The 23,597-nt window shown below is 69.4% G+C and carries 22 protein-coding genes; 8 read left to right on the forward strand and 14 right to left on the reverse strand.

The window, feature by feature from the left end; translation table 11 throughout:
* The first annotated feature begins 36 nt into the window (after positions 1–36).
* On the forward strand, positions 37–471 hold the full coding sequence (locus ACTWPT_RS39750) for a RidA family protein (protein ID WP_443182685.1): 435 nt from the start codon (positions 37–39) through the stop codon (positions 469–471).
* 27 nt (positions 472–498) lie between these two features.
* On the opposite strand, the gene ACTWPT_RS39755 is transcribed toward ACTWPT_RS39750, so the two are convergent.
* Both ACTWPT_RS39755 and ACTWPT_RS39760 read right to left on the reverse strand, forming a co-directional pair.
* The gene (locus ACTWPT_RS39755) at positions 499–1,749 is read right to left on the reverse strand and encodes a ferritin-like domain-containing protein (protein ID WP_443182686.1); all 1,251 of its coding nucleotides are present in this window, start codon (positions 1,747–1,749) and stop codon (positions 499–501) included.
* Between the two features lie 38 nt (positions 1,750–1,787).
* On the reverse strand, positions 1,788–2,714 hold the full coding sequence (locus ACTWPT_RS39760) for an AraC family transcriptional regulator (RefSeq protein WP_443182687.1): 927 nt from the start codon (positions 2,712–2,714) through the stop codon (positions 1,788–1,790).
* A 94-nt stretch (positions 2,715–2,808) separates the two neighbouring features.
* On the opposite strand from ACTWPT_RS39760, the gene ACTWPT_RS39765 reads away from it, so the two are divergent.
* Positions 2,809–3,651: an NmrA family NAD(P)-binding protein gene (locus tag ACTWPT_RS39765; RefSeq protein WP_443182688.1), complete on the forward strand. Its 843-nt coding sequence runs from the start codon at positions 2,809–2,811 to the stop codon at positions 3,649–3,651.
* Between the two features lie 38 nt (positions 3,652–3,689).
* Here the strand turns inward: ACTWPT_RS39765 and ACTWPT_RS39770 are convergent, their stop codons facing one another.
* From ACTWPT_RS39770 to ACTWPT_RS39805, 8 genes are read right to left on the reverse strand one after another with little or no spacing between them, the layout of a single operon-like run.
* Entirely contained in the window at positions 3,690–4,445 is a 756-nt protein-coding gene (locus ACTWPT_RS39770) for an SDR family oxidoreductase (RefSeq protein WP_443182689.1), read from the reverse strand.
* A complete protein-coding gene (kduI, locus tag ACTWPT_RS39775; protein ID WP_443182690.1) occupies positions 4,442–5,263 on the reverse strand; it encodes a 5-dehydro-4-deoxy-D-glucuronate isomerase in 822 nt (273 codons plus the stop codon). The genes ACTWPT_RS39770 and kduI overlap by 4 nt, the downstream gene beginning before the upstream one ends.
* A complete protein-coding gene (locus ACTWPT_RS39780; protein WP_443182691.1) occupies positions 5,260–6,354 on the reverse strand; it encodes a glycoside hydrolase family 88 protein in 1,095 nt (364 codons plus the stop codon). Before ACTWPT_RS39780 ends, kduI begins: the two co-directional genes overlap by 4 nt.
* A complete protein-coding gene (locus ACTWPT_RS39785) occupies positions 6,351–8,912 on the reverse strand; it encodes a hypothetical protein (protein ID WP_443182692.1) in 2,562 nt (853 codons plus the stop codon). The genes ACTWPT_RS39780 and ACTWPT_RS39785 overlap by 4 nt, the downstream gene beginning before the upstream one ends.
* A gap of 8 nt (positions 8,913–8,920) precedes the next feature.
* On the reverse strand, positions 8,921–9,775 hold the full coding sequence (locus tag ACTWPT_RS39790) for a carbohydrate ABC transporter permease (protein ID WP_443182693.1): 855 nt from the start codon (positions 9,773–9,775) through the stop codon (positions 8,921–8,923).
* Complete coding sequence (locus tag ACTWPT_RS39795) at positions 9,772–10,668, reverse strand: carbohydrate ABC transporter permease (RefSeq protein ID WP_443182694.1); 897 nt, start codon at positions 10,666–10,668, stop codon at positions 9,772–9,774. The genes ACTWPT_RS39790 and ACTWPT_RS39795 overlap by 4 nt, the downstream gene beginning before the upstream one ends.
* Positions 10,665–11,933: an ABC transporter substrate-binding protein gene (locus ACTWPT_RS39800; RefSeq protein WP_443182695.1), complete on the reverse strand. Its 1,269-nt coding sequence runs from the start codon at positions 11,931–11,933 to the stop codon at positions 10,665–10,667. Before ACTWPT_RS39800 ends, ACTWPT_RS39795 begins: the two co-directional genes overlap by 4 nt.
* A 7-nt stretch (positions 11,934–11,940) precedes the next feature.
* A complete protein-coding gene (locus ACTWPT_RS39805; protein ID WP_443182696.1) occupies positions 11,941–12,732 on the reverse strand; it encodes an IclR family transcriptional regulator in 792 nt (263 codons plus the stop codon).
* Positions 12,733–12,907: 175 nt separating this feature from the next.
* Here ACTWPT_RS39805 and ACTWPT_RS39810 point away from each other — a divergent pair, with 175 nt between their 5' ends.
* From ACTWPT_RS39810 to ACTWPT_RS39820, 3 genes are all read left to right on the forward strand, one after another.
* Positions 12,908–13,384 carry a pyridoxamine 5'-phosphate oxidase family protein gene (locus tag ACTWPT_RS39810; RefSeq protein WP_443182697.1) on the forward strand — a complete coding sequence of 159 codons (477 nt, stop codon included), beginning with the start codon at positions 12,908–12,910 and terminating at the stop codon, positions 13,382–13,384.
* A gap of 82 nt (positions 13,385–13,466) precedes the next feature.
* Entirely contained in the window at positions 13,467–15,308 is a 1,842-nt protein-coding gene (locus ACTWPT_RS39815) for a glycoside hydrolase family 15 protein (protein ID WP_443182698.1), read from the forward strand.
* 91 nt (positions 15,309–15,399) lie between these two features.
* Positions 15,400–15,786, forward strand: coding sequence for a DUF2255 family protein (locus tag ACTWPT_RS39820; RefSeq protein WP_443182699.1), 387 nt, complete (start codon positions 15,400–15,402; stop codon positions 15,784–15,786).
* Here the strand turns inward: ACTWPT_RS39820 and ACTWPT_RS39825 are convergent.
* The 3 genes from ACTWPT_RS39825 to ACTWPT_RS39835 form a co-directional block, all read right to left on the reverse strand.
* Positions 15,754–16,995, reverse strand: a complete 1,242-nt coding sequence (locus tag ACTWPT_RS39825; protein ID WP_443182700.1) for a helix-turn-helix transcriptional regulator — start codon at positions 16,993–16,995, stop codon at positions 15,754–15,756. The two genes, ACTWPT_RS39820 and ACTWPT_RS39825, sit on opposite strands and share 33 nt — an antisense overlap.
* Positions 16,996–17,102: 107 nt before the next feature.
* Positions 17,103–18,086, reverse strand: coding sequence for an alpha/beta hydrolase (locus tag ACTWPT_RS39830; protein ID WP_443182701.1), 984 nt, complete (start codon positions 18,084–18,086; stop codon positions 17,103–17,105).
* Between the two features lie 63 nt (positions 18,087–18,149).
* Complete coding sequence (locus ACTWPT_RS39835) at positions 18,150–19,064, reverse strand: LysR family transcriptional regulator (RefSeq protein ID WP_443182702.1); 915 nt, start codon at positions 19,062–19,064, stop codon at positions 18,150–18,152.
* A gap of 173 nt (positions 19,065–19,237) precedes the next feature.
* Here ACTWPT_RS39835 and ACTWPT_RS39840 point away from each other — a divergent pair, with 173 nt between their 5' ends.
* Positions 19,238–20,362, forward strand: a complete 1,125-nt coding sequence (locus tag ACTWPT_RS39840; RefSeq protein WP_443182703.1) for a tartrate dehydrogenase — start codon at positions 19,238–19,240, stop codon at positions 20,360–20,362.
* A 134-nt stretch (positions 20,363–20,496) separates the two neighbouring features.
* Here the strand turns inward: ACTWPT_RS39840 and ACTWPT_RS39845 are convergent, their stop codons facing one another.
* Positions 20,497–21,240: a GntR family transcriptional regulator gene (locus tag ACTWPT_RS39845; RefSeq protein WP_443182704.1), complete on the reverse strand. Its 744-nt coding sequence runs from the start codon at positions 21,238–21,240 to the stop codon at positions 20,497–20,499.
* A gap of 110 nt (positions 21,241–21,350) precedes the next feature.
* Between ACTWPT_RS39845 and ACTWPT_RS39850 the strand changes: the two genes are divergently transcribed.
* Together ACTWPT_RS39850 and ACTWPT_RS39855 are read left to right on the forward strand one after the other, a co-directional pair.
* Positions 21,351–22,631, forward strand: a complete 1,281-nt coding sequence (locus tag ACTWPT_RS39850; RefSeq protein ID WP_443182705.1) for an MFS transporter — start codon at positions 21,351–21,353, stop codon at positions 22,629–22,631.
* Positions 22,628–23,578 (forward strand): phosphoglycerate dehydrogenase, encoded by a 951-nt coding sequence (locus ACTWPT_RS39855; RefSeq protein WP_443182706.1) that lies wholly within the window; start codon positions 22,628–22,630, stop codon positions 23,576–23,578. The genes ACTWPT_RS39850 and ACTWPT_RS39855 overlap by 4 nt, the downstream gene beginning before the upstream one ends.
* Positions 23,579–23,597 lie beyond the last annotated feature (19 nt).

Below are 23,597 nucleotides of genomic sequence, written 5' to 3' on the forward strand. Positions count from 1 at the left end.
TGTCGAGGGTGCCGATGATGCTGTAAGCGGATGCATATGAAAGATGCAGGTATCAGACTGATCCGCAATGCCGATCTCGCGCAGACGGTCGACTATGCCTACGCGTCCGTCGCGGACGCGCCCGTACGGCAGGTCTGGGTGGCGGGCGCCTGCCCGCTCGACTCCGACGGCAAGACGGTGGCGGTCGGAGACTACGCCGAGCAGACCCACCAGGTGATGCGCAACCTCGTCACCGCGCTGCGCGGGGCCGGCGCGTCGTTGACCGACATCGTCAAGACCACCGTCTACGTGGCCTCCTCCAGGCAGGCCGACCTGGTGACGGCGTGGAAGGTCTACCGCGAGTACATGGGGGCCCACGACGCGCCCAGCACGCTGCTCGGAGTGACGGTGCTCGGGTACGACGATCAGCTGGTCGAGGTCGAAGCGGTGGCCGTGCTCCCCGATCAGCCGACGGGTCATGCGGCAGGATGACGGCCGGCCGCTGAGTAGGCGAGCCGATCAGGTTGCGCGGCGAGCGGCCTCGATCGAGTCGGCCACCGCCGCGGCCCGTTGCGCGGCCGCGGCGACCACCGGTTCGCCGGCCGCGTGCGCGGCGCACCTGCCGGCGATCTGGTGCAGCCGCTCGGCCAGCACCGTCCAGGCGGCCTCCCGCCAGGGGACCACGTTGTCCATCAGGTAGTACATCTCGAAGGCCGGCCCCGCGGTACGTCCCGGATGGCCGGGGCCGACGGGCCTGCGGGCGAGTTCGGTGCCGAGCGGCCGCAGCACGCCCGCCATCATCGTGATCGCCGCGTTGACCAGCGCGTCGAGTTCTTCCTCGCTCTCGTCCGTGTGGGTGAAGAAGCGCGTGAGCAACCACAGGACGGCCTCGTACGCGAGGTTGCACAGCTCGCCGAGCGCCAGCGTGCCGGGATCGCCGATCAACGGCTGCGGCTCCTGCACGTCGAAGGGCTGGCGGGTGAACGCGCCGAGCGCTGGATGGGCCGGCTCGAAGGCCGGATCGGCGGCCCGCAGCGTGGTGTACTCCTCCCAGATTTTCAGGAAGCGGCCGTAGTGAGCGTCCTGCCAGTCCCCCTGTGCGCCCTCACCCTGCTCGATGATCTCGTCGATGGCCGCGCACGCCGACTTGAGGTCGGTCACCGCCACCATCTCGGGCCAGTGGAACAGCTCCGGAGTGGCCTGCGCCCTGGGCGAGCCGCAGAACACCTGTGCATCGCCGACGCTGGCGACCAGGGCGGTCAAGCCGTCTCTGATGCCGCGGTACAGATGGCCGACCGTGGCGAACTCCTGCGCCCGCGGGAAGATCTCACCGGACACGACGGGCTCGGGCGGCGGGTCGCAGGAGATGAAACCGGCGGCGTCCTCCCGCCGCATCCCCTCGGGTCTTTCGAGGAAGAGGAAGTGGGTCAGGGCCGCCTCGCCGAAGGGCAGCAGCCGCATCTGGATCGAAGGCGGGAACGGGCCGCAGGACTGCGGGAAGTTGGGCCGGCCGAACGTGGGCGCGGCGCCGATGGCCGACATCAGATTGGCGACCAGGGCCAGGTGGAGCATCTCCTGTACGGCGATGCCGTGCAGTTCCTGGCGCCAGCGGTCGACCGCGGCCTGCTGCTCGCCGGTGAGGCCCTCGGTCTTGAGGCTGAACTCGGCGAAGAGGTACTGGCACATGATCATGTGTTCGAGCTGGGAGGCCTGGGCGAGCAGGTACCACACGTGCTCGCGGTGCTCGATGACGATCGGGGGCTCAGTCATGAATTACAGGGTTACATACGAACCCACACCCGTCACCGTCACACCGCAGCCGACGGTGTGGGGCGGCGATAGGCGCCGGGCGGGACACCGTACTCGCGCTTGAACGCCTTGGCGAAGGCGAACTCGGAGGTGTACCCGACGCGTTCGGCGACGGTCCGCACGGAGGCGCCCGGCTCGCGGAGCAGCCGGCCCGCGCTGGTCATGCGCCACCAGGTCAGGTACGCCATCGGCGGCTCCCCCACCAGTGTGGTGAAGCGCTGCGCGAACACCGATCGGGACAGGCCGCTGCGTGCCGCCAGCTCCGCCACGGTCCAGGGATGCCCGGGACGGGCGTGCATGTCGTGCAGGGCCCGGCCGATGGCTTGGTCGGCGAGTGCCCGCGCCCATCCGGCCGGCGTGTCATCGGCGGCGGCCCGCTCCTCTACCCAGGCGCGAAGCAGGTATAGCAACATCGCGTCGACCAGGGACGGCACGATTCCGTCGCCGCCGGGACGGGGCCGGGCGAGCTCGGCGGCGAGGAGGTCGACGAGTCGGCCGAGCTCGTCGTGCGCGGGCAGGAGCATGAGCCGGGGCAGCTCGCGCAGCAGGGGGTGCGGCCGGGTGCGGTCGAGCTGGTACGCGCCGCAGAGCAGGATCGTCTGCGCTCCAGGGCCGTCGACGTGGACGCGGCCGATCGGCGAGGAGGGGTCCGGCCGTTCGGGGGCGAAGTCGGTCAGCGGGGTGTCCGGGGTATCGGCCAGAGCGTGCGCGCTGCCCTCGCGGAGGAAGACCACGTCGCCGGGGCCGAGCATGAGCGGCGGTTCGCCGCCGGGCGGCAGGAGCACGCAGGCGCCCTCGAGCACGACGTGGAACGACGTGCCGGTGATCGCGGGGAAACGCAGCCCCCACGGAGCGCGGACGTCGGTGCGCGCCGAGCGGGTGCGACCGGTCCGCATCGCGGCGAGTGCGTCGGAAAGCACGTCCATGAGACAGGACTATAAGACATGTTTTCCGGACTTTGAGGCATTCAGCGTCCTGTTTCTGATTCGTACTCTCATCTCAAACGAAGGGAGAACCACGATGAAGGTTCTGGTGATCGGCGCGAGCGGAAAGACCGGCAGGCCGGTGGTGGACGCGCTGGCGGCAGGCGGTGTGGAGGTGCGTGCGGCCGGCCGCACCCCCGTCCCGGACGGGGTGCTTTTCGACTGGGCCGACCCTGGCACGTGGCCGGAGGCGCTGCGGGACGTCGATGCGTTGTACGTGGTCGGCCCGTACATGTATCCGGATCGGCCGGGCTTGGTCGGCGACCTGCTGGCGGCAGCGCCGCACGCGCGGCGGGTCGTGCTGCTGTCGGTGCTGGGCGTCGAGCTGCTGCCCGGCACGATCCCGATGGCCCGGTGGGAGGCGGACGTCCGCGCTTCGGGGAAAGAGTGGACCATCCTGCGGCCGAACTGGTTCCAGCAGAACTTCGGCGAAGGCTTCGCCGCGCCCCTGCGCGACCTGGGGGTGCTGACGCTGCCGGCGGCCGATGCGGCGGTGGGCTTCGTCGACACCCGCGACATCGCGGAGGTGGCGGCCGCCGCGCTCACCGAGGACGGCCACGCGGGCCAGACCCACGTCCTCACCGGCCCGGAAGCGCTCACGTACGCGCAGGTCGTACGGATCCTGGGCGAGGCCGCCGGCAGGGAGTTGCGGTACACCGCCCTCGACCTGGACGAGCACATCGAGGGCCTGCGGGCGGCGGGCCTCGACGAACGTTCGGTCGCCTGGCAGCGGGGCCTGTTCCAGCTCATCCGGGACGGCCGCAACGCCGTGATGACCGACACGGTCGAACGTGTCACCGGTCACCCGGCACGCTCGCTGGAGGCGTACGCGCACGAGCACGCGGCCACCTGGCGGACACCCGTTCCGGCCGGGCACTGACCCATGCCGGAGGGGCGGCTTCAGAGCGGTGGCAGGTGTCAGCGGCCGAGCCAGCCGCCGTCGACGGTCAGCACGTGGCCGCACACGTAGTCGGACGCGGGTGCGGCCAGGAAGACGGCGGCGCCGACCAGATCGGCGGGCGTGCCCCACCGGCCGGCCGGGATACGGCCGCGGATCTGCGGCTCCCGCACCGGGTCGGCGCGCAGCGCGGTCGTGTTGTCGGTGGCGATGTAGCCGGGCGCGATGGCGTTGACCTGGACACCGTCGCCGGCCCACTCGTTGGCCAGGGCGCGGGTCATGCCCACGACCGCGTGCTTGCTGGCCGCGTACGCGGCGACGTTGACACCGCCTTGGAAGGACAGCAACGACGCGATTGAGATGATCTTGCCGGTGCGGCGCGCCAGCATCTGCCGGCCCGCGGCCCGCGTGACCGTGAACACGGCGTCGAGGTTGACGGTCATCACCGCGTCCCAGTCCTCGCCGCCCATGCTCACGGCGGGAGAGCGGCGGATGATGCCCGCATTGTTGACCAGGATGTCCACGCGGGTCTCGGCGAGCAGGCCCTCGACGTCGTCGGCGAGCCCGGAAACCTGGGAGAGGTCGCGAATCCACCGCCGGGCCGAGCGGCCATGAGCCTCGACCGCCTCCTGGGTCTCGTCGAGGTCGTCGTGGTGACCGTGGAGCACCAGGTCGGCTCCCGCCTGGGCGAGGCCGATCGCGATCGACTGGCCGATGCCGGTGCGCGCGCCGGTGACGAGCGCCGTCCGGCCGGTCAGGTCGAACAGCGGGTTCATCGCAGCTCCGTGATCGGGTACGGCTCGACGTCGGCGTAGTCGATGTTCTCCCCGCCCATGGCCCAGACGAACGCGTAGTTGCCGGTGCCGAAGCCGCAGTGGACGGACCAGGGCGGCGAGATGACGGCCTGCCGGTCGGCGACGATGAGGTTGCGGGTCTGGTCGGGGCGGCCCATCAGGTGCACGACCCGATCCTCCGGCTCGAGGCCGAAGTAGAGGTAGACCTCGGTGCGCCGGTCATGAACGTGCGCGGGCATGGTGTTCCACATGCTGCCGGCGGCGAGCTCGGTGATGCCGAGGACGAGCTGGCAGCTCTGGATGCCCTCGGCGTGAATGAACTTGTAGATGGTGCGCTCGTTGGAGCTGCGCTGCTCGCCCAGCCGGATCGGGGTGGCGTCGGCAAGGGTGCCCTTGCGTGTGGGGTGCGTGGCGTGCGCCGGTGTGGAGACGAGATAGAAGGCGGCCCCGCCCTCGCCGGCGAAGGACACGTCGCGGCTGCCTCTGCCGACGTAGAGGACCTCCTTGGCCCCTAGCTTGTGGTCGGCGCCGTCGACGGTGACGGTGCCCGGATCGGTGCCGACGTTGACGACGCCGAGCTCGCGTCGGGCGAGGAAGTGGTCGGCACGCAGCGGGTCGGCGGTCTCCAGCGTCACCGGCTCGGCCGACGGGCGCACGCCGCCGACGACGATGCGGTCCTCGTGGCTGTAGACCATGCTGATGGCGCTGCCGAAGAGGTCCTCGACGAGGAAGCGTGAACGCAGCGCGTCGGTGTCGAATCCCGGGATCTGGTCCGGGTCGGTGGCATGTCTGACCTTCATGTCGTCTCCCGGAGTGCTGCCGCGTACGCCTGCAGAGCCAGGCCTTGGCCCCAGGGCTGGATCATGTCGTCGCGGATGACGGAGTAGCCGAACGGCAGCAGCTGCAGGACCGTGCCGGCGCTGGTGCGGGTGAGCGTGCCGTCGTCGGCGACGTACGCGTGGACGCCGGCGAGTGCGCGCCACGCGGACCGGCGAAGTCGCTCCGGCTCGATGCCGAGGGCGGCCGCGCGGAACATGGCGGCGGCGATGCCGGCGGCGGCGGAGGTTTCGAGGATGCCGCGGTTCTCCGGCTGCCCGTCGACCAGCACGTCCCAGATCCCGTACGCGGGCTGGTGGGCGGCCAGCGTGAGCAGCTGGCGGCCCAGCACCTCGCGTACCGGCTGGGACAGGGCTCCCCCGGCCTCCAGGTATTCGACCGACGCCAGAGCGGTCCAGGCGTTAGCGCGGCCCCAGAAGTTCCAGATCGTCCGGCCCTCGTGGGAGCCGTGCGCGTACAGCCCGGTTTCGGGGTGTTGGAGGATCGCGGCGTGGGCGAGGATCTGCTCGCCCGCCTCCTCGATCAGCTCGGGCCGGCCGGCGTGCAGTCCATAGTGGATGAGGAAAGTGCCGCCCATGTAGACGGTGTCGGCCCAGACACCGCCGGGCCAATGCTCGATGGCACCGCCGGGCGCGCGGGTCACGGCGTCGTCGTGGCGTAGCCAGTCCAACATGCGCTCGCACGCGTCGGCGTAGCGGCGTTCCCCGGTGGCCCCGTACAGGTCGGCGCAGACCGCGCCGGGCGCGAGGTTGTTGACGTGGCCGAGCTCGATGCCGTCGCGAAGATGCCCGTCGACGAACTCGGTGACGAACGGGTGTACGGCTCTTATTAGCTCGGGAGCTCCGCTTCCTTCGCCGGCCAGGCGCATCATGCCCTGCAGGACGACGCCCTCACCCCAGAACCAGTGGGTGAGGCCCATGGCCACGGCCCGGTCCGCGATGCGCCCGGCGGTCTTGGCGAGCACCTCCGGGGTGAGGTCCGCCAGGTCGGCGGGGCGCCGCGGCGGCTGCGACCGGCTCGCCTGGCTGGTGTCCAGGCCACGCCCCTTACTCATGTGTTCCGGCCTTTCCGGAGGTCGATCATGTGCGATCCAATGGACAGTGTCGTGTCGCCGAACTCGAGGCGGGCGTAGGGGTTGTCGAGCTGGGGAGCCGGGGCGATCGTGCCGTCGGGCGCCAGGTCGGCCGGGCGGCCGTTCACGGTGAAAGGGCCGCGCCACGTCAGGTTCAGCTCGTCGCCTTCGGGGGTGGTGAAGGCGACCCCGTCGCGGATGAAGCGGGGTTCGGTCAGGGACGCGATGAAGTCGGCGTGCCGTCCGACGGTGCAGATCCAGGCTGTTCCCGGGCCGCGTGGCCGAAGCTCCTGCCAGGCGTCGGGCCCGGTGGTCACCGGCTCCGCCCCGCCCTCTGTGGCGAGGGCGACGTAGCCGGCGCCCTTACGTCCGACCGTCCACACGCCCTGCTGAATCCACTCGTCGAACTCGGCGATGGGGAACCACGCGTGCGTATAGCCCATGACATCGTCACCGGGGATCCGGTACAGCGCCAGCACCGTGCCTTCGTGCTGGCGGGCCCTGGGCAGGATCCGGTTGCCGGCCCAGGCGTTGGGCCGGGCCGACGGTGAGGTGGAGGAGTTCGGCGCGTGCGTCACGAACACCTGGGTCTCCGGCCCCAAGGTGGCGCCCCAGATGTGTTCCTGGAGGCCGGGCAGGCCGGACCGGTAGTCGTTGGCGCACGAGAGCATCACGTCCGGGGTCTTGAACACCGTCACATCCGACCCGTACGGCCTGCTGAGCAGGTCGTGGGCGAAGCGGTACGTCCCGCGATAGCTCTGCCTGCCCCACCACCGGTCGGGCAGGTCGTTCGCGGCCTGGCGGATGACCTCGGGCATGCGGTAACGGCGCGCGGTGGCGATGGCCGCGGCCGGGAGGACGGCGTCGTTGAGCACGCCGGTGCCGAAACAGAGCCACATGATCGGCGCGGTCTCCTCCAGCCGCGACGATCGGAGCGTGGACACGTAGGAGCGGCCGTGCGCGCATCCGTGGATGCCCCGCCAGGAGTTCGCCGCCAGGCTGAACAACACCCGATCCGCGACCCCCGCCGCCAGTGCCCTGATCTCGTCGTCCTCGGCGAACTCCACCAGCGAGACCAGTGCGAGCAGGTCGATCGCGAGATAGGCGTTGGAGTCGAACTCGCTGAACCCGCCGGCGAGCTTGCGGCGCATCCACTCGGCCGCCATCTCGCGCCCGTGCGCGGCGTGCTGGGCGCCGGTCCAGCCGGTGTTGGAGAACGTCTCGTCGCCCAGCGCCGTGCCCCAGAGCAGCTCCGCGGTGTGCCAGACGAGCTGGTGATTCTCGGTGAAGTAGCACATGGCGTCCAGGCCGGGCTGGTCGATCCAGTACTTGAAGCCGAGCATCGCCTCCCGTATGCGCTCGCGCAGGCCGGGTTCCCACGCGTGGGCCCGGTGCCAGAGATGCGCCAGCCCGACCGCCTCGAAGTCGGCGCAGTCGGCCCGGTTGTCGATCATCCACAGGGCACGTTCCAGACCGGTGACGACATATGACGGGTCCTCGACGACGCGGACCAGCTCGGCGGCCGAGGTCCCGTCCATGGTCGCGGCGTGGCGCAGGAATTCCTCCCGCCAGGTGGCGGGGTCACCTTCCGGAGCCGAGCGGTACTCCGGGGGCAGGACGGCGACCGGGAACTCTCTGAACACCGGTGAACCATCGAGGGAGATCCGCAGGACCGTCTCGCCCGTCGACAGCATGGAGGCGTTCCCGACCTCGTCGTCGCCTTCGGTCTTGTCGAGTCGCAGGGTTGCCCGTCCGCCGGTCAGCCGGACGAGACGTTCCTGATCCGCCCAGCGGACGCGCAGCGCGGCGCCGTCCGGGCCGACGATCGGCACCGTGCCGTCGGCCGTCCCCCAGCGGGTCACACCCACGGCGTCGAGAACACGTTCGGCGACGGCGCCGGTGTCCTCGCGGCCGCCGCCGGGCAGCACGACGCGGACGGGCAGCCCTTCCACCCGCAGCCGCAGCACCTGACGGCACTCGCGGAAGGCCACCTGCCACGAGGCGACGACCACCGTCGAGGTGCCGGAGGGCAGCCATACCCGACGAGCATGCTCGGCAGGCTCCATGTAGGTGAAGCCGTCGGACTCCTCCAGCAGCTCGCCGTTGAGGAACAACAACGTCGGCCCGGTCGATGCCAGCCGGAGCGTGCGCCACTCGGCCTGATCGACCTCCAGGTGGGTGGCAGCGACCGCGACCCGGTACTCCGGCGTGAAGCAGAACGCGCTCCAGTCCACCAGTCCGTCGGCGCCGGTGTGCGTCCGGTGCCACTCCCCTGTGTGCTCCAGGTAGCCGATCGGGCCGCCGTCGACGATCGGCCCGGTGACCGGGTCGCGCGGCAACGGCCGGTGCCGGTACAGCTCCTGCTTGAACGGGGTCACATCCGGGCCGTTGGTCAGCACCCACCGACCCCGCTCTCCCCACGGGTCTCCGTCGGCTCTCAGGTGTTTCCCGAGGTCGTCAGCGGGTTCCCTCCAGACGGGGCTGACCAGCCAGTCCAGTACGGTGCCGCGGCCGTCGAGCGCGTGCACGGTGCGATCCATGTGAACCTCTACTTGAATCCGGTGTTGGCGATGCCGCGGACGATGTGGCGCTGCAGGATCAGGAAGATCACCACGACGGGGAGCATGCTGACCACCGACATCGCCAGGATGTAGTTGAACGGCACGGACAGCTGGCTGTTGAACTGCGCCAAGGCCACCGGCAGGGTGTACTTCGCCTGGTCCTGGCTGATGATCAGCGGCCATAGGAAGTCGTTCCACCGCCACATCACCGAGAAGATCGTGACCACCGCGAGGGCCGCGCCGCAGAGAGGCACCACGATCCTGGCGAAGATGCGGAACTCACCCGCGCCGTCGATGCGGGCCGCCTCGATGAGGTCGTCGGGGATGCCCAGCATGTACTGGCGCAGCAGGAACACGCCTGTCGGGGTGGCCGCGGGCGGAATGATCAATCCCCACAGCGAGTTCACCAGTCCGAGCTGCGCGGCCATCTGGTAGACGGGGATGAAGATGAGCTGCAGCGGGATCATGATGGTGCCGAGCACGATCAGGAACAACACGTCACGGCCGCGGAAGTTGTACTTCGCCAGCCCGTAGGCGCACATCGTGTTGACGACCACGGTCAGCAGCGTCGCGCCGACCGTCACGATCACGCTGTTCTGCAGATAGAGGGCGAAGTCGAACGAGCTGAGCGCCTCGGTGTAGTTGGCCGTCGCCAGTGACGACGGCAGCGGCGCCGGCGGGCGCTGCGCCAGCTCGCTCTGCGTCTTGAACGACGAGAGCACCGCCCACACCACGGGGGCGAGCACCACGATGCTCAACCCGATGAGGATCGTATACGTGAGGATCTGTCCCACGGACGGGACGGCGCTCCCGCCGATCGAGGTCCACCGGCGCCGGCTCACGTCGCCTCCTTGTGCCTGCCGTACAGGAAGTTGAGCAGAGTCAGCGCGAACACCGTGACGAACAGCACCACGGACGCCGCCGCGGCCAGGCCGTACCGGATCGGGGACTGGAAGGCGTTCTCGTAGATGTACTGGACCATCAGCGTGGTCGCGCCGATGGGCCCGCCGCCGGTGAGCGTCCAGATGTAGTCGAACGCCTGGAAACCGGCGATGAGGCTGAGGATCACCACCACCATCGTGGTCGGCCGCAGCAGCGGCAGCGTGATCTTCCGCAGCTGTTGCCAGTTCGTGGCGCCGTCCATCCTCGCGGCCTCGTAATACGTCGGATCGATGCCCTGCAGTCCGGCGAGGATGATGAGGATGTAGAAGCCGATGTGCATCCACAACCCCACGAAGATCACGACGATCGTCGCCAGGCCGCCGTCGACCAGCCACCCCGGCTGCCCCAGCCCGATCCGTCCCAGCACGGTGTTGAGCAACCCGTTGCCGCGGTCGAAGATCCAGCCCCAGATCAGGCCCACCACGACCGGCGAGAGCACGACCGGCAGGAAGAACACCGTGCGGAAGAACGCCCGGCCCTTGATGCGCCGGTTGAGCATCAAGGCCAGCGCCAGCGACAAGACCGTCGTGAGCACCACGAAGCACGTGGCGAACACCACGGTGGCGCGCGCGGCGCTCCAGAACGCCTCCGAGCCGAACAGTTCCTGGTAGTTCGCGCCGCCCACGAAGGTGAAGTCGCGGCCGTTGCGGCTGTCGTACAGGCTGATGTTGAAGTTGTTGATCGCCGGGTACACGACGAACAACCCGAAGATCAACATGTTGGGCAGGACGAACAGATACGGTGCGAGCCGCTGGTTCCACGGTTTGGCGCGGCGTGAGGAGGTAGAGCTCACTTGGTGTCCTTGAGCGCCTTCTCCGCCGCGGCCTTGATCGTTTCGACGGCCTGCTCCGGCGTCTGGCTCTTGGCGAGCACCTTGCCCAGGGCGTCGACGGTGGCCTTCGCCGTGGCGGCGAACGCCGGGCTGTAGGAGGTGGCGAAGGCCTGCGGCGGCGTCCGGCTCACGTCCGCGAGGAACACCTTCATGTCGGCGTCACGCTGGGGGTAGTCGATGCCCGACGAGATGAGGTCCTTCCTGGTGGGCAGGAAATTGGCCTCCTTGGCCAGGCGTTCCTGCGACTCCTTCGAGTTCATGTAGGCGATGAAGTCGGCCGCGGCCTGCTGCCGCTTGCTCTGCTTGAACGACACCATGAACTTTCCGCCGGGGAACCCGCCGCACGTCTCCTGGCAGGGGTTCGGTGCGGCGGCCCAGGTGAACGTCGCGTCCTTGGCGAATGCGCTGACCTGCCAGTTCCCGCTGATGTACACCGGGGTCTGCTGGGCCAGGAAGATCTCGTTCGCGGCCTTGTACTTGGAGCCGGCCTGCAGCCACAGGTCCGCGGGCAGCACGCCGGAGGCGTTCAGGTCGGCGAACAGCTTCACCGCCGCCGTGGCCTTCTGCGTGTCCAGCCCCACCGAGGTGCCGTCCGCGCTGAAGAACGAGGTGCCGAACTGGCTCAGCATGGTGGAGAAGCGGTGCCCTGAGACGTCCATCGCTATCGCGTACTGGGTCTTGTTGGCCTTCTGCACCTTCTGGGCTGCCGCCACCATCTCATCCCATTTCCAGGGCTTGGTGATGTCGGGCAGCGACACTCCTGCCTTCTTGAACTGGTCCACATTGACCAGCGGGCCGTTCATCGTCAGGTCGCTCGGCACCGCGAGCAGTTCGCCGCCGGCTCCCGTGATGTAGGCCTTGGCGCCGTCGATGAACTGGCCGTCCAGCGCCGCCTTCTGGAACTTGTTCAGGTCGAGCAGATCGCTGCGGAAGGGCGCGATGTCGTTCGTCCGCGCCACGTCCGGCGCGTTCCCCCCGGACAGGCGGGCCTGGAGCCGCTGCTCCAGGTTGTCGAACGGCACGATCTGGAGATCGACCTTCACGCCGCTCTTCTTCTCGTAGTCGGCGATCAGACTGCGGGTCGCCTGCTCGTCGGGCCCGTCGGTGAAATAGACGTACGTCAGCGTCTTGTCATCGACCTGTTCGCCCCCGCCTCCGCTTGTCGTGCCCGGCGCGCATGCGGCGAGCGTCACCATTGCGATGCAGGAGGCCAGGATCCGTCGCATCTTTGGGCTACCTTCCGAGATTCACGAAGTTGACAGGCCCGACGAACCCGAGCCGGCGGGAGATCGCGAGTGCCACTTCGGACACTCGGTGGGGGACCACGTCTTGTTTTCCGAGCATCCGCTCGCGCGGGCCCGCCACGCTGATCGCGCAGATGGGCATGCCGCGTTCGTCGCGGATCGCGGCGCCGAAGCACAGCACGTCCGGCTCGTTCTCGCTGTTGTCGATCGAGTAGCCGCGGGCGCGGGTCTCGTCGAGCTCGGCACGCAGCCGGCCAGGATCGGTGATCGTGGTCGAAGTCTGCGCTGTCAGGTCGAGCCGGTCGATGAGGGCGTCGACCTCGTCGATCGGCAGAGCGGCGAGAAACGCCTTGCCGAGCGACGTGCTGTGCATCGGACGGCGGACGCCGAGCAGCCGGCGGACCGCGATGGAGTGGTCGGTGACGTCCTCATGGGCGACGTACACCATCTGCTCGCCGTCGCGCACCGCCATCAGAGCGGCTTCGGACAGTTCCCGGGACAGATCCCGTAGATGCGCCTGAGCGGCGAGGTAGGGGTCGAAGTTGCTGAGAGCCGCCATGCCGAGGGTGACGGCACGCTGACCGAGACTCACCTGTTCGGTGCCGTCCCAGTCCACGTAACCCCGCTGGCGGAGGGTACCCAGGATCCGGTAGGTGGCGCTTCGCGACAGACCCAGCCGGTCCGCGATCTGCACCGCTGTGATCGACCGTTCCGCGGCGAGCAACTCCAGGATCGCGAAACCGCGCTCCAGAGTCCCGGCCAGACGGTCAAGCTCCGCCATAGTTCCCTCTAACGGCCCGATGAATGGGAGGTGATACCGATAACTGGGAGCGAAGCTACTGATATCGCAGCGACGAGTCAATAGTCGGTAATGTGGAGGTTTGCATTACCCATGGCTCTGGCGGTTACTTTCCGCGCCTCGCGAGGTCTGTACACCGAGGCGGAGAGGAGAGCGCATGACACTCGAAGAGATGGCCAGGACCCTCATCGACACCACCAGATACATGGCCTTGGGCACCGTGGACCCTGATGGGCGGCCCCGGGTCTCGCCCGTCTACTACGCGCCCGACGGCTACCACGACCTGTACTGGATCTCCACACCGGAGGCGCAGCACTCGCGCAACATCGCCGAGCGCCCGGAGGTCAGCATGGTGATCTTCGATTCGACCGCGCCGATCGGCACCGCGCAGGCCGTCTACCTGCTCGCCACCGCCGAGCGGCTGCCGGACGACGAATTCGAGCGGCACGTGGATCATGCCTGCCGCGCCAGGTTTCCCGAGCAGCAAGTGTTTCCGCGAGAGCAGCTGCAGGGTTCGGCACCGCTGCGCCTCTACCGGGCGCACGTGACCGAGCATTCGGTGCACGTCAGGGGCAGTGATCCCGTCCATGGCAAGGGGATCGACTCCCGGCTGGTCGTCGATCTGGGGTCCTAGCCCGGCGCCGGGCAGGGAAGATCTGCGGCCCTTTGACGAACCCCTGCGCCCCGCCATCCAGTGTGCTGCCTATGTTGAGAACATGCAGGCAGACAACGCCGACGCGACGGCCGGGGCACGGGACGACGCCCGTTACCTGCCGATCGGGGAGCACGGGCTGATCGGTGATCTGCGGACCGTCGCCCTCGTGGGCACCAACGGCACGATCGACTGGTACTGCTGCCCGAGATTCGACTCGCCCAGCGTGTTCGGCTCGATCCTGGACGCCGACAAGGGCGGCTCGTTCGAGCTGGCGGCCGACATGCCGGCGACCACCAAGCAGTTCTACTTCCCCGACACCAACGTCCTGATCACCCGCTTCTTCGCCGATGACGGGGTCGGCGAGATCCAGGATTTCATGCCGATCGCCGGCGACCGCCTCGAAGCCGACCGGCACCGGCTGATCCGCCGGGTCACCTGCGTACGCGGCACGCTGCCGTTCCGCGTACGGGTGGCGCCCCGATTCGACTACGCCAGGCAACCTCACACGCTCCACCAGGACGGGTCACGGACGACTTTCGAGTCGGAGTCGCTCTCCCTCGCCCTGTCCACCAGCGTGCCCGTGGAGTGCGACGGTCTTGACGCCCGGGGCCGGTTCGAGCTGGCCGAGGGCCAGCACGCGGTGTTCGCCCTCGACCGCGTCGGCGCGGGGATCGCGCCCCGAGGCTGCCCGATCGAGGAGGCGGAGGAGGAGTTCGCCGCCACGGTGCGGTTCTGGCGGAAGTGGCTGTCGGCCTCCCGCTACCGGGGCCGGTGGCGGGAGGTCGTGCACCGCTCGGCCCTGACGCTGAAGTTGCTCACCTACGTCCCGACCGGCGGGATCGTCGCCGCCCCCACCACCAGCCTCCCCGAGCGGATCGGCGGCGCACGCAACTGGGACTACCGCTACGTGTGGGTGCGTGATGCCGCCTTCTGCGTCTACGCCCTGCTCAGGCTCGGCTTCACCGAGGAGGCCGAGGCGTTCATGGGATTCCTGTCCAAGCACGTCGGGCTCGACGCCGACCGCGGCACGGGCCCCTTGCAGATCATGTACGGCATCGACGGACGCAGCGACCTGCCCGAACACGAACTGACCCACCTCGAGGGCTACCGGGGATCATGCCCAGCACGCGTGGGCAACGACGCGGTCCACCAACTCCAGCTGGACATCTACGGAGCGCTCATCGACTCGATCTACCTGTACAACAAATGGGGCACCCCGATCTCCAGCGACCGCTGGGAGGAGGTGTGCACGCTGGTGAACTGGGTCTGCGACAACTGGGACCAGCCCGACGAGGGCATCTGGGAGACCCGCGGCGGACGCAAGAACTTCGTCTATTCGCGCCTGATGTGCTGGGTGGCCATCGAACGTGCCATGCGCATGGCCGCGCAGCGCGGCCTGCCCGCCGACATACCGCGCTGGCGGGAGACCCGTGACACGATTTACCGCGAAATCATGCGACATGGCTGGTCCGACTCACTGCAGGCGTTCGTCCAGCACTTCGATGATGACGTCCTCGACGCGTCCATCCTGATGATGCCGCTGGCCAAGTTCGTCTCGCCCACCGACCCCAAGTGGCTGTGCACACTGGAGGCGCTCGGCCGCGGCCTGGTCTCCGACTCGCTGGTCTACCGCTACGATCCCGAGGCCAGCCCCGACGGGCTGGTAGGCCCGGAAGGCACCTTCTCCATCTGCTCGTTCTGGTACGTCGAGGCCCTGGCCCGCGCCGGCCGCCTGGACGAGGCCCGCCTGGCCTTCGAGAAGATGCTGACCTACGCCAACCACCTCGGTCTGTACGCCGAGCAGATCGGCCACACCGGAGAGCAGCTCGGCAACTTCCCGCAGGCGTTCACCCACCTGGCGCTCATCAGCGCCGCCTTCAACCTCGACCACGCGCTGGGCTAGAAAAGGCCGGGGTGGAGCCGCAGCGAGGTCGCCGTCGAATACGTGAATATTACCGATGCCGTGCACCCCCCGGTCGCGCAAGCCTGAGCGGATGAAGGAACTGGCGGAGCAGTCCGAGATCGTGATGTGGGTGCGGCGGGCGGACGGCTCGTGGTCGAGCCGGCCGATCTGGGTCGTGGTGAGCGACGGCGACGCCTACGTACGCGCCGCCTTCGGCGACCGCAGCGCCTGGTACCGCGAGGTACGCGGCGGCGCGCAGGTTGCGGTCCAGGTCGATGGGGCGGTTTTCCCCGCCCGGCTGGAGGCTGTCGGCGACCCCGGGCTGGTCGAGCGCGTATCCGGGCGTTACCGGGCCAAGTACGCCCTGAGGTGGCCCGGTCCTGTGGAGTCCATCGTGGCTCGCGAGATCGCGATCACCACGATGCGGCTGCGGGTCGAGACCGGGTCACAGATCGAGATCCCGGAGCTGCCTGCGTGAGGTGATGCCGAGCTTCCTGAAGATGTTGCGCAGGTGCGCGTCCACCGTCCGGGGGCTGATGAACAGGCGGGCGGCGATCTCCCTGGACGTCTCGCCGCCGGCCACCAGGCGGGCGATGTGCACCTCCTGCACGGTGAGTCCGTCGCCGGCCGGGTTGGCGCGGGGGCGTATGCGCTCGCCGGTCGCGCGCAGCTCCCCCGCGGCGCGGGTCGCGAACGCCTCCATGCCGATGTCGGAGAACAGCTCGTGCGACTGGCGCAGCCGCTCGCGGGCCTCGCGCCGCCGGCCCTCGCGCCGCAGCCACTCGCCGTACAGCAGGTGTGCCCGCGCGCGATAGACGGTGGCGCGGCTGCCGTCCAAATGCTCGATGGCCGCGCGGTAGGACTCCTCGTCCCCGGTGACCATGCCCCGCGCGTACGCCTTGACGCCGAGCCCCCAGGGTGTGCCGGCGGCCTGCGTGCGCTCGGTCAGGGAGCGCAGCGCCGCGGCGGCCTGCTCGTGCTCGCCGCACCGCACCGCCGCCTCGATGAGCTCGGGCAGTGCGAGCCCGGCGTTGGCCAGGTCGCGCGAGGCGACGGCCCGCTGGGCGGCGGCGAGCGCGGCCGGGTAGTCGGCCAGGCCGTTGTTCAGCGCGGAGGTCGCCCAGTGCACGCTGATCGTCATGAGCTGGCTCGCCGCGAGGACGCGGTCGAACAGCTCCGTGGCCTCCTGCTTGCGCCCGCGCAGGCCGGCCAGGTGGATGCTGGGGTAGACCAGCGGCGACGCGCCGGTCGCCTCGACGATCGCGGCGCCTTCCGAGATCATCTCCATGGCCGCGCGGAAGTCGCCCGCGTGCACGCTGGCCGCGGCCGCCATGGACAGCCCGATCGGCAGCGTGAAGAACGAGCCTGACCGGCGGCCCAGCTCCACGATCCGGTGCCCGATGTCGTAGAGGAAGTCGAAGTCCCAGACCTCCGCCGCGAGGATCAGCGCCAGCGACGGACGGCGCGTCCACTGCTCGTGGCCTACGTCGGAAGTCAGAGGCCGCAACAGGGGCAGTGCCGCCCGGTGCCCGTCGGTGACCAGGCTGACGATGGCGTCCAGGAGCACGTCGGACCCGTCGCCAGGGGGCGCGCTCTTGGCCGCCGCGACGATGTCGTCGAGGCCGCCGATCAGGATGCCCATCTCGATCGCGTCGAGATAGCAGGCGCGCGACCACGCCGGGTCCACCTCGGCCAGCCGCCGTGCCGCGCCGTCGGTCGGTTGCCGCGGCGGCGGTCGAGGTGGGCCCGATCCAGGGCGAGTTGTCTGCGGGCCAGGGGCGCCACAACCCGGCGTCATCGGGGCGGCTCTTCGCTGCAGAGTGCTCGGTGGAGGGCATTGTGCCGGTGGCCGCGGACTCGAACGCTCAGTTCGGCGTCGGGAGCGAGGTTCTCACCGCCGTGGATGCCGCCTGGATAGACGTGCAGCTCGACGGGAACGCCGGCCCAGCACAGCCGGCGTGCGAAATCGATCGCCTCGTCACGCAACAGGTCGAGGTCGCCGACGTCGACGTACGTCGGCGGCAGGCCGGAGAGATCGCCGGCGCGCGCCGGCGCGGCGTACGGCGGGACCCGGTCGGTGCCGAAGTCCTCGCCGAGCAGCGCCCGCCAGGCCTGGATGTTGGCCTCACGACTCCACGCACCGAAGCCGGTGTTGGCCGCGGCCGAAGGGGTCGACGACATGTCGTCCAGCATGGGGGACACCAGCATCTGGTGGGCGATGGCCGGACCGCCGCGGTCGCGGGACAGCAACGCCACTGCCGCGGCCAGCCCGCCGCCCGCGCTCGTCCCGTAGAGACCGATCAGGCCGGGGTCGATCCCAAGTTCGCGGTGCCGGTCCGCGACCGCCACGAGCCCCGCGTAGCAGTCGTCGAGCGCCGCGGGGTACGGGTTTTCGGGTGCCAGCCGGTACTCGACCGAGACGACGACGCAGCCGGTCGCCCGGGCCAGCCCGATGACTTTTGCATGATCGCCGTCGACGCTGCCCGCCACCATGCCGCCACCGTGGATGTAGTAAACGCAGGGCGCCTGCCGGGTGCTCGGGTGCGGTCGGTACACACGCAGCAGCACCGGCGTAGCCACACCGTGAGTGATCGACACGTCGTGCACGTCGATGTCGTCGGGCACAAGCGGGGTGGCTCGCAGGGCGGTCAACTCGGCCTGTCGCCTGCGTCGCTCGGGAATGTCCCTGATACCGCTCAGACCTTTGGGACCGACCAGCTGTAGATACTGATCGAGGCGCGCGCGGACCTGGGGATCGATGCGCTCGGTGATGTCCACGGTACGCAACCTAGGAACCGGGGTGGCGGTCGGACAATGCCGTCGACGGCAAAGCGACCTTTCTCAACGGGAAAGCACCGGCTCACCGGAGCCGGCGATCCGGTCCGGTAGTCGTGCGGCCAGATGGTCGACCAGCTCGCTGATCCGCCGGGGCACGTGGACGTCGTCGGACAGGAGCGCGTAGATGTCGGCAGGCGGTGTCGGTACCTCGGGCAGCACGCGCACCAGAGCGCCGCTCTCGAGGTGAGACCGGATCTGCCATTCCGAGCGCATGATCACCCCGCGGCCCTGCAGTGCCCAGTCGGTCACGATGTCCCCGTCGTTGCTGGACAGACGGCCGTGCACGCGTATCTGGCGCGGGTTCCTGACGTCGCCGAAGCGCCACAGGGCGAAGTCGCCCTCGTTCTCGCGGAGCACGATGCAGTCGTGGTCGGCCAGGTCCTCCACGCGTTCGGGCGTTCCCCTACGTTCCAGGTAGGACGGTGCGGCGCAGGGAACTCGACGGTTCTTCGCCAGCCGGCGCATCCGCAGTGAGGAGTCCGGGGGTGTTCCGACGTGGACCGCCATGTCGAACTCGCGCCGGTGCGGCCGCAGGGGCAGCGCCGTCGTGCGGAGCTGGATGCTCAGCCGCGGATGCAGGGCGGTGAACTCGCCGAGCAGCGGCGCCACGTGCGCGCGTCCGAGGCCCAGGGTCGCCTGGACCACCACGGAGCCCCGCAGGTCGCCGGAACGATGGGTGACCAAGTCCTCGAGTTCGCGGACCTGGTCGAGGATCGTCTCCAGGCGCGCGGCGTAGACCTCCCCCTCGGAGGTCAGCGCGAGTCGGCGCGTGCCGCGGTGCACCAGACGTACGTCGAGCCGGCGTTCCAGGGCGCTGAGGCGCTTGCTGACGACAGGCAGGGAGCAGTCCAGCTCGCGGGCGGCCGCCGTGAGCGTTTCGCTGGCGGCGACCACCTGGAAGAAGTGGAGGTCGTCCATCGAGGTGGTCATCGCGTCGCGCCGCGGCGGGTGTGACGCCGGCGTCTTTCCATGAGCGAAAGGATAGGTTGCTCCAGGCGTTCTTGTTGCGGCGTTTTCCGCCGACGAAGGTGGAGGCGCACCCGCCGGCCTGACCGGGTGCGTGCACTGTCGACGAGGCCGGAGGAGCGCCTGTGTCCCACCGTTACCGCATCGCGGTCATCCCCGGCGACGGCATCGGAGGTGAGGTCGTCCCGGAAGGGCTGCGGTGCCTGCGGGCCGCCGCGGAGACCCATGGATTCGAGCTGGAGACCGTCGAGTTCGGGTTCGCCTGCGCCGACTACTGGGTGCAGCACGGCGAGATGCTGCCGCCGGACTGGCGGGAGGTGCTCGGCGGCTTCGACGCGATCTTCTTCGGCGCGGTCGGGTGGCCCGAGGTCGTGCCCGACCACGTGTCGCTGTGGGGCAGCCTCCTGAAGTTCCGCCGTGAGTTCGACCAGTACGTCAACCTGCGGCCGGTCCGGCTGCTGCGCGGGGTGCGCAGCCCGCTGCGTGACCACGAGCCGGGCGACATCGACTTCCTGGTCGTCCGCGAGAACACCGAGGGCGAGTACTCGAACATCGGGGGCCGGATCTTCGAGGGCACCGACCGCGAGACGGTCGTGCAGGAGACCGTGATGACCCGAACCGGGGTGGACCGGGTGCTGCGGTACGCGTTCGAGCTGGCCGACTCCCGGCCACGCAAGCACCTGACGTGGGCGACCAAGAGCAACGGCATCTCCATCACGATGCCGTACTGGGACGAGCGCGCGGCCGCGATGGCGGAGCGGTATCCGGACGTGGTTGCGGACAAGGACCACATCGACATCCTCGCGGCCAAGTTCGTCCTGCGCCCCGAGCAGTACGACGTCGTCGTCGCCAGCAACCTCTTCGGGGACATCCTCTCCGACCTCGGGCCGGCGTGCGCGGGGACGATCGGGATCGCCCCGAGCGCCAACATCAACCCGGACCGCACCTGGCCGAGCCTGTTCGAGCCGGTTCACGGCTCGGCTCCCGACATCGCCGGACGCGGGATCGCCAACCCGGTCGGTCAGATCTGGAGCGGCGCCATGATGCTCGACCACCTGGGAGAGCCCGCCGCGGCGGCGCGAATCGTGGCCGCGATCGAGAGCGTGCTCGACGGGCAACCGGAGGTGCTCACTCCCGACCTCGGCGGCTCCGGGACGACCGCGGGTCTCGGCACGGCGATCGCCGCCGAGATCGCGACCGGGGCATCCGGGCAGCGCGATTCGCAGCCGAAGGCCACCACGACGTCATGACACCATCCTTCTCCGACCCGATCGGCCTGGAAGTCCGGTGGGACCGGCTCGCCACCGTGACCTGCCCGACATCGCCGTGATCATCCCGATCTTCCACGGGGGCGTGCTCGTCGGCTTTGCCCAGGCATGGTCCTTCAGGGCTGGGCGACGGAAGCCGTCGCCGGTGTCGTAGGTGCGGCGAGCAGGTCGCCGAGCCCGCCACGGGCGTCCTCGATCACGAGCGCCTCGGCCGCTGCCGAGTCGCGCGCCCGCAACGCCCGGACGAGCGCACGATGGCTCGTGTAGCGGTGCAGGCCGAACTCGGCGTCGTGGCTGATCCGTTCGATCAGCCTGGCCCGGCGCTCCGGCCACGAGAACACCCGGGTCTGGTCGAGCAGACGCACGAGGACCGGGTTGCCGGCGCAGGACTCGACGACCTCGTTGAAGCGCTGCATGGCGTCGAGTAGCCGGCCAAGGTGCCGCGACGGCTCCTGCCCGGCCTTCTGGCGCTGCTTGATGAGGATCAGCAGGTCGTCGGCATCGTCGAGGATGGCGTCGAGCTGGTCCAGTTGCTCCGGGGACGCATGCCGGGCGGCGAAGCGGGCCACCATCCCGCGCAGGGCCACCTCGACCTCGGCGAGGTCCTGTATCGCGACGTCGCCAAACGTGGCCACCTGCACCGTCCTCGGTCCCGTTCGTTCGAGCAGGCCGTCCTGCTCCAGGCGCCGGATGGCCTCGCGCACCGGTGTCGGGCTGACCGACAACCGCTCGGCGAGCCCTCGTTCGGTGACCTTCTGACCGGGACGTAGTTCGCCGATCGTGATCGCGTCGCGGATGGCGCGGTACGCGCGGTCGGCCAGGGTGCCGGCCGTCAGGCCCTTCAACGTCTCATCCGCCATGCGAGCAGTCTATCTGCCATGGCAAACCTCGATTGAGACTATTGACCGTCTTGCTATAGCAACCGTAGCGTTGTGCTCGCCACAACGGCAGGAACGAAGGGAAGGTGTCCATGTCCACGACGATGAGCGGGCAGCCCACGCGAGCGGGACGCATCACCTTCTTCGTCTCCCTGGCGGTCTTCGCGCAGGAGTCGACGTGGAACCTCTACGACTCGCAGGTACCGCCGTTGCTCCGCGAGCACATCGGCAGTGCCGCGCTCATCGGCCTGCTCATGGGGATGGACAACCTGCTCGGCATCTTCATCCAGCCGTGGATGGGCAACCGGTCGGACAACACCCGTACCTCGTGGGGAAGACGTATCCCGTACCTCGTCGTCGGGATGCCGTTGGCGGCGCTGCTGTTCGTCGCCATCCCGCATGCCGCGGCCGCGTTACCACTGCTGGTCCTGGTGATGTTCGCCTACGCGCTGGTCGCGAACTCGTTCAAGCCCATCGCCGAGTCCCTGCTCCCGGACTTCATCCCGCCGCAGCGCCGGAGCCGGGCCAACGCGGTGGTCAAGATCGCGTCGAGCCTCACGGTGATGGTCGCGGCGCTGATCAGCATCTTCCTGATCGACGACTTCCCGAGGTTGTCGTTCGCGATTCCCGCGGTCTTGATGGTGGCGTCCGTGATCCTGCTCGCCGCGAAGCTGCGGGACAGCCGGTCCCCGGCCTACCAGACGGCACTGGAGGAGGACCGCGAGCGACAGGGTACGGCGTCGGCGGACGTGCGGGTGCGGGTGCGGGACGTCGTGCTCGACATCGTGCGCGATCCGAACCGCAGCAGGTTGTTGCTCATCGTGTCCATCCTCCTCTTCGGCGGTGCGTGGGCCGCCTCCCGGGCACTCATCACGCCGTACGGCATGGAGGTGCTGGACCTGTCCCGCGGCGAAGCGGGCGGGCTGACGCTGCCCAGCGGCGTGGCCTTCATCGTGGCGGCCTACCCGGTGGCGATGCTCGCGGAGCGCTTCGGCCGGCTGCGCGTGATGATGGCCGGGATGGCGGTGTTCGCGGCCGGCCTGGTGCTCGGCACCGTGGTGCAGACGCCCACCGGCGCGGTGGTCGGTCTGTGCGTCGCGGCAGCGGGTGCGTCCTCGTTCCTGGTCAACGCGGTCGTCGTCCTGTGGAACCTCGCCCCGTCTGACGGAGTGGTCGGGACCTATACCGGTCTCTATACCGTCGGATGGGTGGGTGGCGGCTTCCTCGGGCCGGCGGTGGTCGGCGGCATGGTCGACCTGACGAGCTGGTCCCTGCTGCTGATCCACGTTGCGATCATCGCGGTCATCGCCGTGCTGACGGTCGCGCGCGTCAGTGCCCTGCAACGACGGTCTTCCTCCGGACGTGTGCTGTGACGGCAACCCGCGTGCTGATCACCACGGACTACCTCCGCCCCGGCGACGAGGTCGACGAGTTCCTGAGGCTCTCCGGGCTGGAGACCGTGCACCTGCCCATGGTCGGTCGGCGCGACCCCGAACAGCTCGTGGCGGCACTCGCCGGGATCGACGCCGCGCTGGTGGCCAACGAACCGCTGACGGCCGACGTCCTCGCCCGCGCGCCGAGGCTGAGGGTCATCGTGCGGACAGGCGTGGGCTTCGACTCGGTCGACGTCGCCGCCGCGGCCCGGCTGGGGATCAGCGTGAGCAACCTGCCCGGCATCAACGCCAACGCCGTCGCCGAGTACACCATGGGTCTGTTGCTCGCGGGCACCCGACATCTCGTGCAGTCCGCACACGGTGTGGCCCAGGGGGCCTGGCCGCGTGAGGACGGACGTGAACTGCGTGGGTCGACCCTCGGACTCATCGGCTACGGCGCGTCGGCGCGGGCGGTGGTGCCGCTGGCTCGCGCCTTCGGCATGAGCGTGGTCTGCTCCACCAACGTGCCGGCGCGGCTGCGGAGCGATCCCTTGGTCGGGTTCGTCGACCTGCCCGAGCTGCTGGCCACCGCCGACTACGTCTCGGTGCACACCTCGCTCACGGAACGGACCCGAGGCCTGCTCGGCGAGTCGGCGTTCAAGCAGATGAAGCCGACCGCGCTGCTGGTCAACACCGCGCGTGGTCCCATCGTCGACGAGGACGCCCTCGTCGCGGCCGTGCAGGCGGGACAGATCGCGGGCGCGGCACTCGACGTCGTGAGCGAGGAGCCGCTTCCGCCTGACAGCCCGTTGCGCGGCGTCGACGGCATCGTCGTCTACTCCCACATGGCCGGGCAAACGGCCGAAGCACGAGCCGCCGCAGGGCGCAGAGGGGCCGAGGAACTCGTGGCGGCGCTCGAAGGCCGAGCACAGTTCCCGGTGAACTGACACCGAGAGAAAGAGGGAC

This window comes from Nonomuraea sp. 3N208, assembly GCF_052245935.1.
GTDB lineage: Bacteria > Actinomycetota > Actinomycetes > Streptosporangiales > Streptosporangiaceae > Nonomuraea.

What these genes read in the sequence shown, in the direction of transcription:
- ACTWPT_RS39780 (WP_443182691.1), bottom strand. Translation starts at nt 6,354, where the DNA reads ATGAGTAAGGGGCGTGGCCTGGACACCAGCCAGGCGAGCCGGTCGCAG.
- kduI (WP_443182690.1), bottom strand. Translation starts at nt 5,263, where the DNA reads ATGAAGGTCAGACATGCCACCGACCCGGACCAGATCCCGGGATTCGAC.
- ACTWPT_RS39850 (WP_443182705.1), top strand. Translation starts at nt 21,351, where the DNA reads ATGTCCACGACGATGAGCGGGCAGCCCACGCGAGCGGGACGCATCACC.
- ACTWPT_RS39785 (WP_443182692.1), bottom strand. Translation starts at nt 8,912, where the DNA reads ATGGATCGCACCGTGCACGCGCTCGACGGCCGCGGCACCGTACTGGAC.
- ACTWPT_RS39845 (WP_443182704.1), bottom strand. Translation starts at nt 21,240, where the DNA reads ATGGCGGATGAGACGTTGAAGGGCCTGACGGCCGGCACCCTGGCCGAC.
- ACTWPT_RS39760 (WP_443182687.1), bottom strand. Translation starts at nt 2,714, where the DNA reads ATGGACGTGCTTTCCGACGCACTCGCCGCGATGCGGACCGGTCGCACC.
- ACTWPT_RS39765 (WP_443182688.1), top strand. Translation starts at nt 2,809, where the DNA reads ATGAAGGTTCTGGTGATCGGCGCGAGCGGAAAGACCGGCAGGCCGGTG.
- ACTWPT_RS39755 (WP_443182686.1), bottom strand. Translation starts at nt 1,749, where the DNA reads ATGACTGAGCCCCCGATCGTCATCGAGCACCGCGAGCACGTGTGGTAC.
- ACTWPT_RS39810 (WP_443182697.1), top strand. Translation starts at nt 12,908, where the DNA reads ATGACACTCGAAGAGATGGCCAGGACCCTCATCGACACCACCAGATAC.
- ACTWPT_RS39770 (WP_443182689.1), bottom strand. Translation starts at nt 4,445, where the DNA reads ATGAACCCGCTGTTCGACCTGACCGGCCGGACGGCGCTCGTCACCGGC.
- ACTWPT_RS39800 (WP_443182695.1), bottom strand. Translation starts at nt 11,933, where the DNA reads ATGCGACGGATCCTGGCCTCCTGCATCGCAATGGTGACGCTCGCCGCA.
- ACTWPT_RS39815 (WP_443182698.1), top strand. Translation starts at nt 13,467, where the DNA reads ATGCAGGCAGACAACGCCGACGCGACGGCCGGGGCACGGGACGACGCC.
- ACTWPT_RS39820 (WP_443182699.1), top strand. Translation starts at nt 15,400, where the DNA reads ATGAAGGAACTGGCGGAGCAGTCCGAGATCGTGATGTGGGTGCGGCGG.
- ACTWPT_RS39805 (WP_443182696.1), bottom strand. Translation starts at nt 12,732, where the DNA reads ATGGCGGAGCTTGACCGTCTGGCCGGGACTCTGGAGCGCGGTTTCGCG.
- ACTWPT_RS39835 (WP_443182702.1), bottom strand. Translation starts at nt 19,064, where the DNA reads ATGGACGACCTCCACTTCTTCCAGGTGGTCGCCGCCAGCGAAACGCTC.
- ACTWPT_RS39750 (WP_443182685.1), top strand. Translation starts at nt 37, where the DNA reads ATGAAAGATGCAGGTATCAGACTGATCCGCAATGCCGATCTCGCGCAG.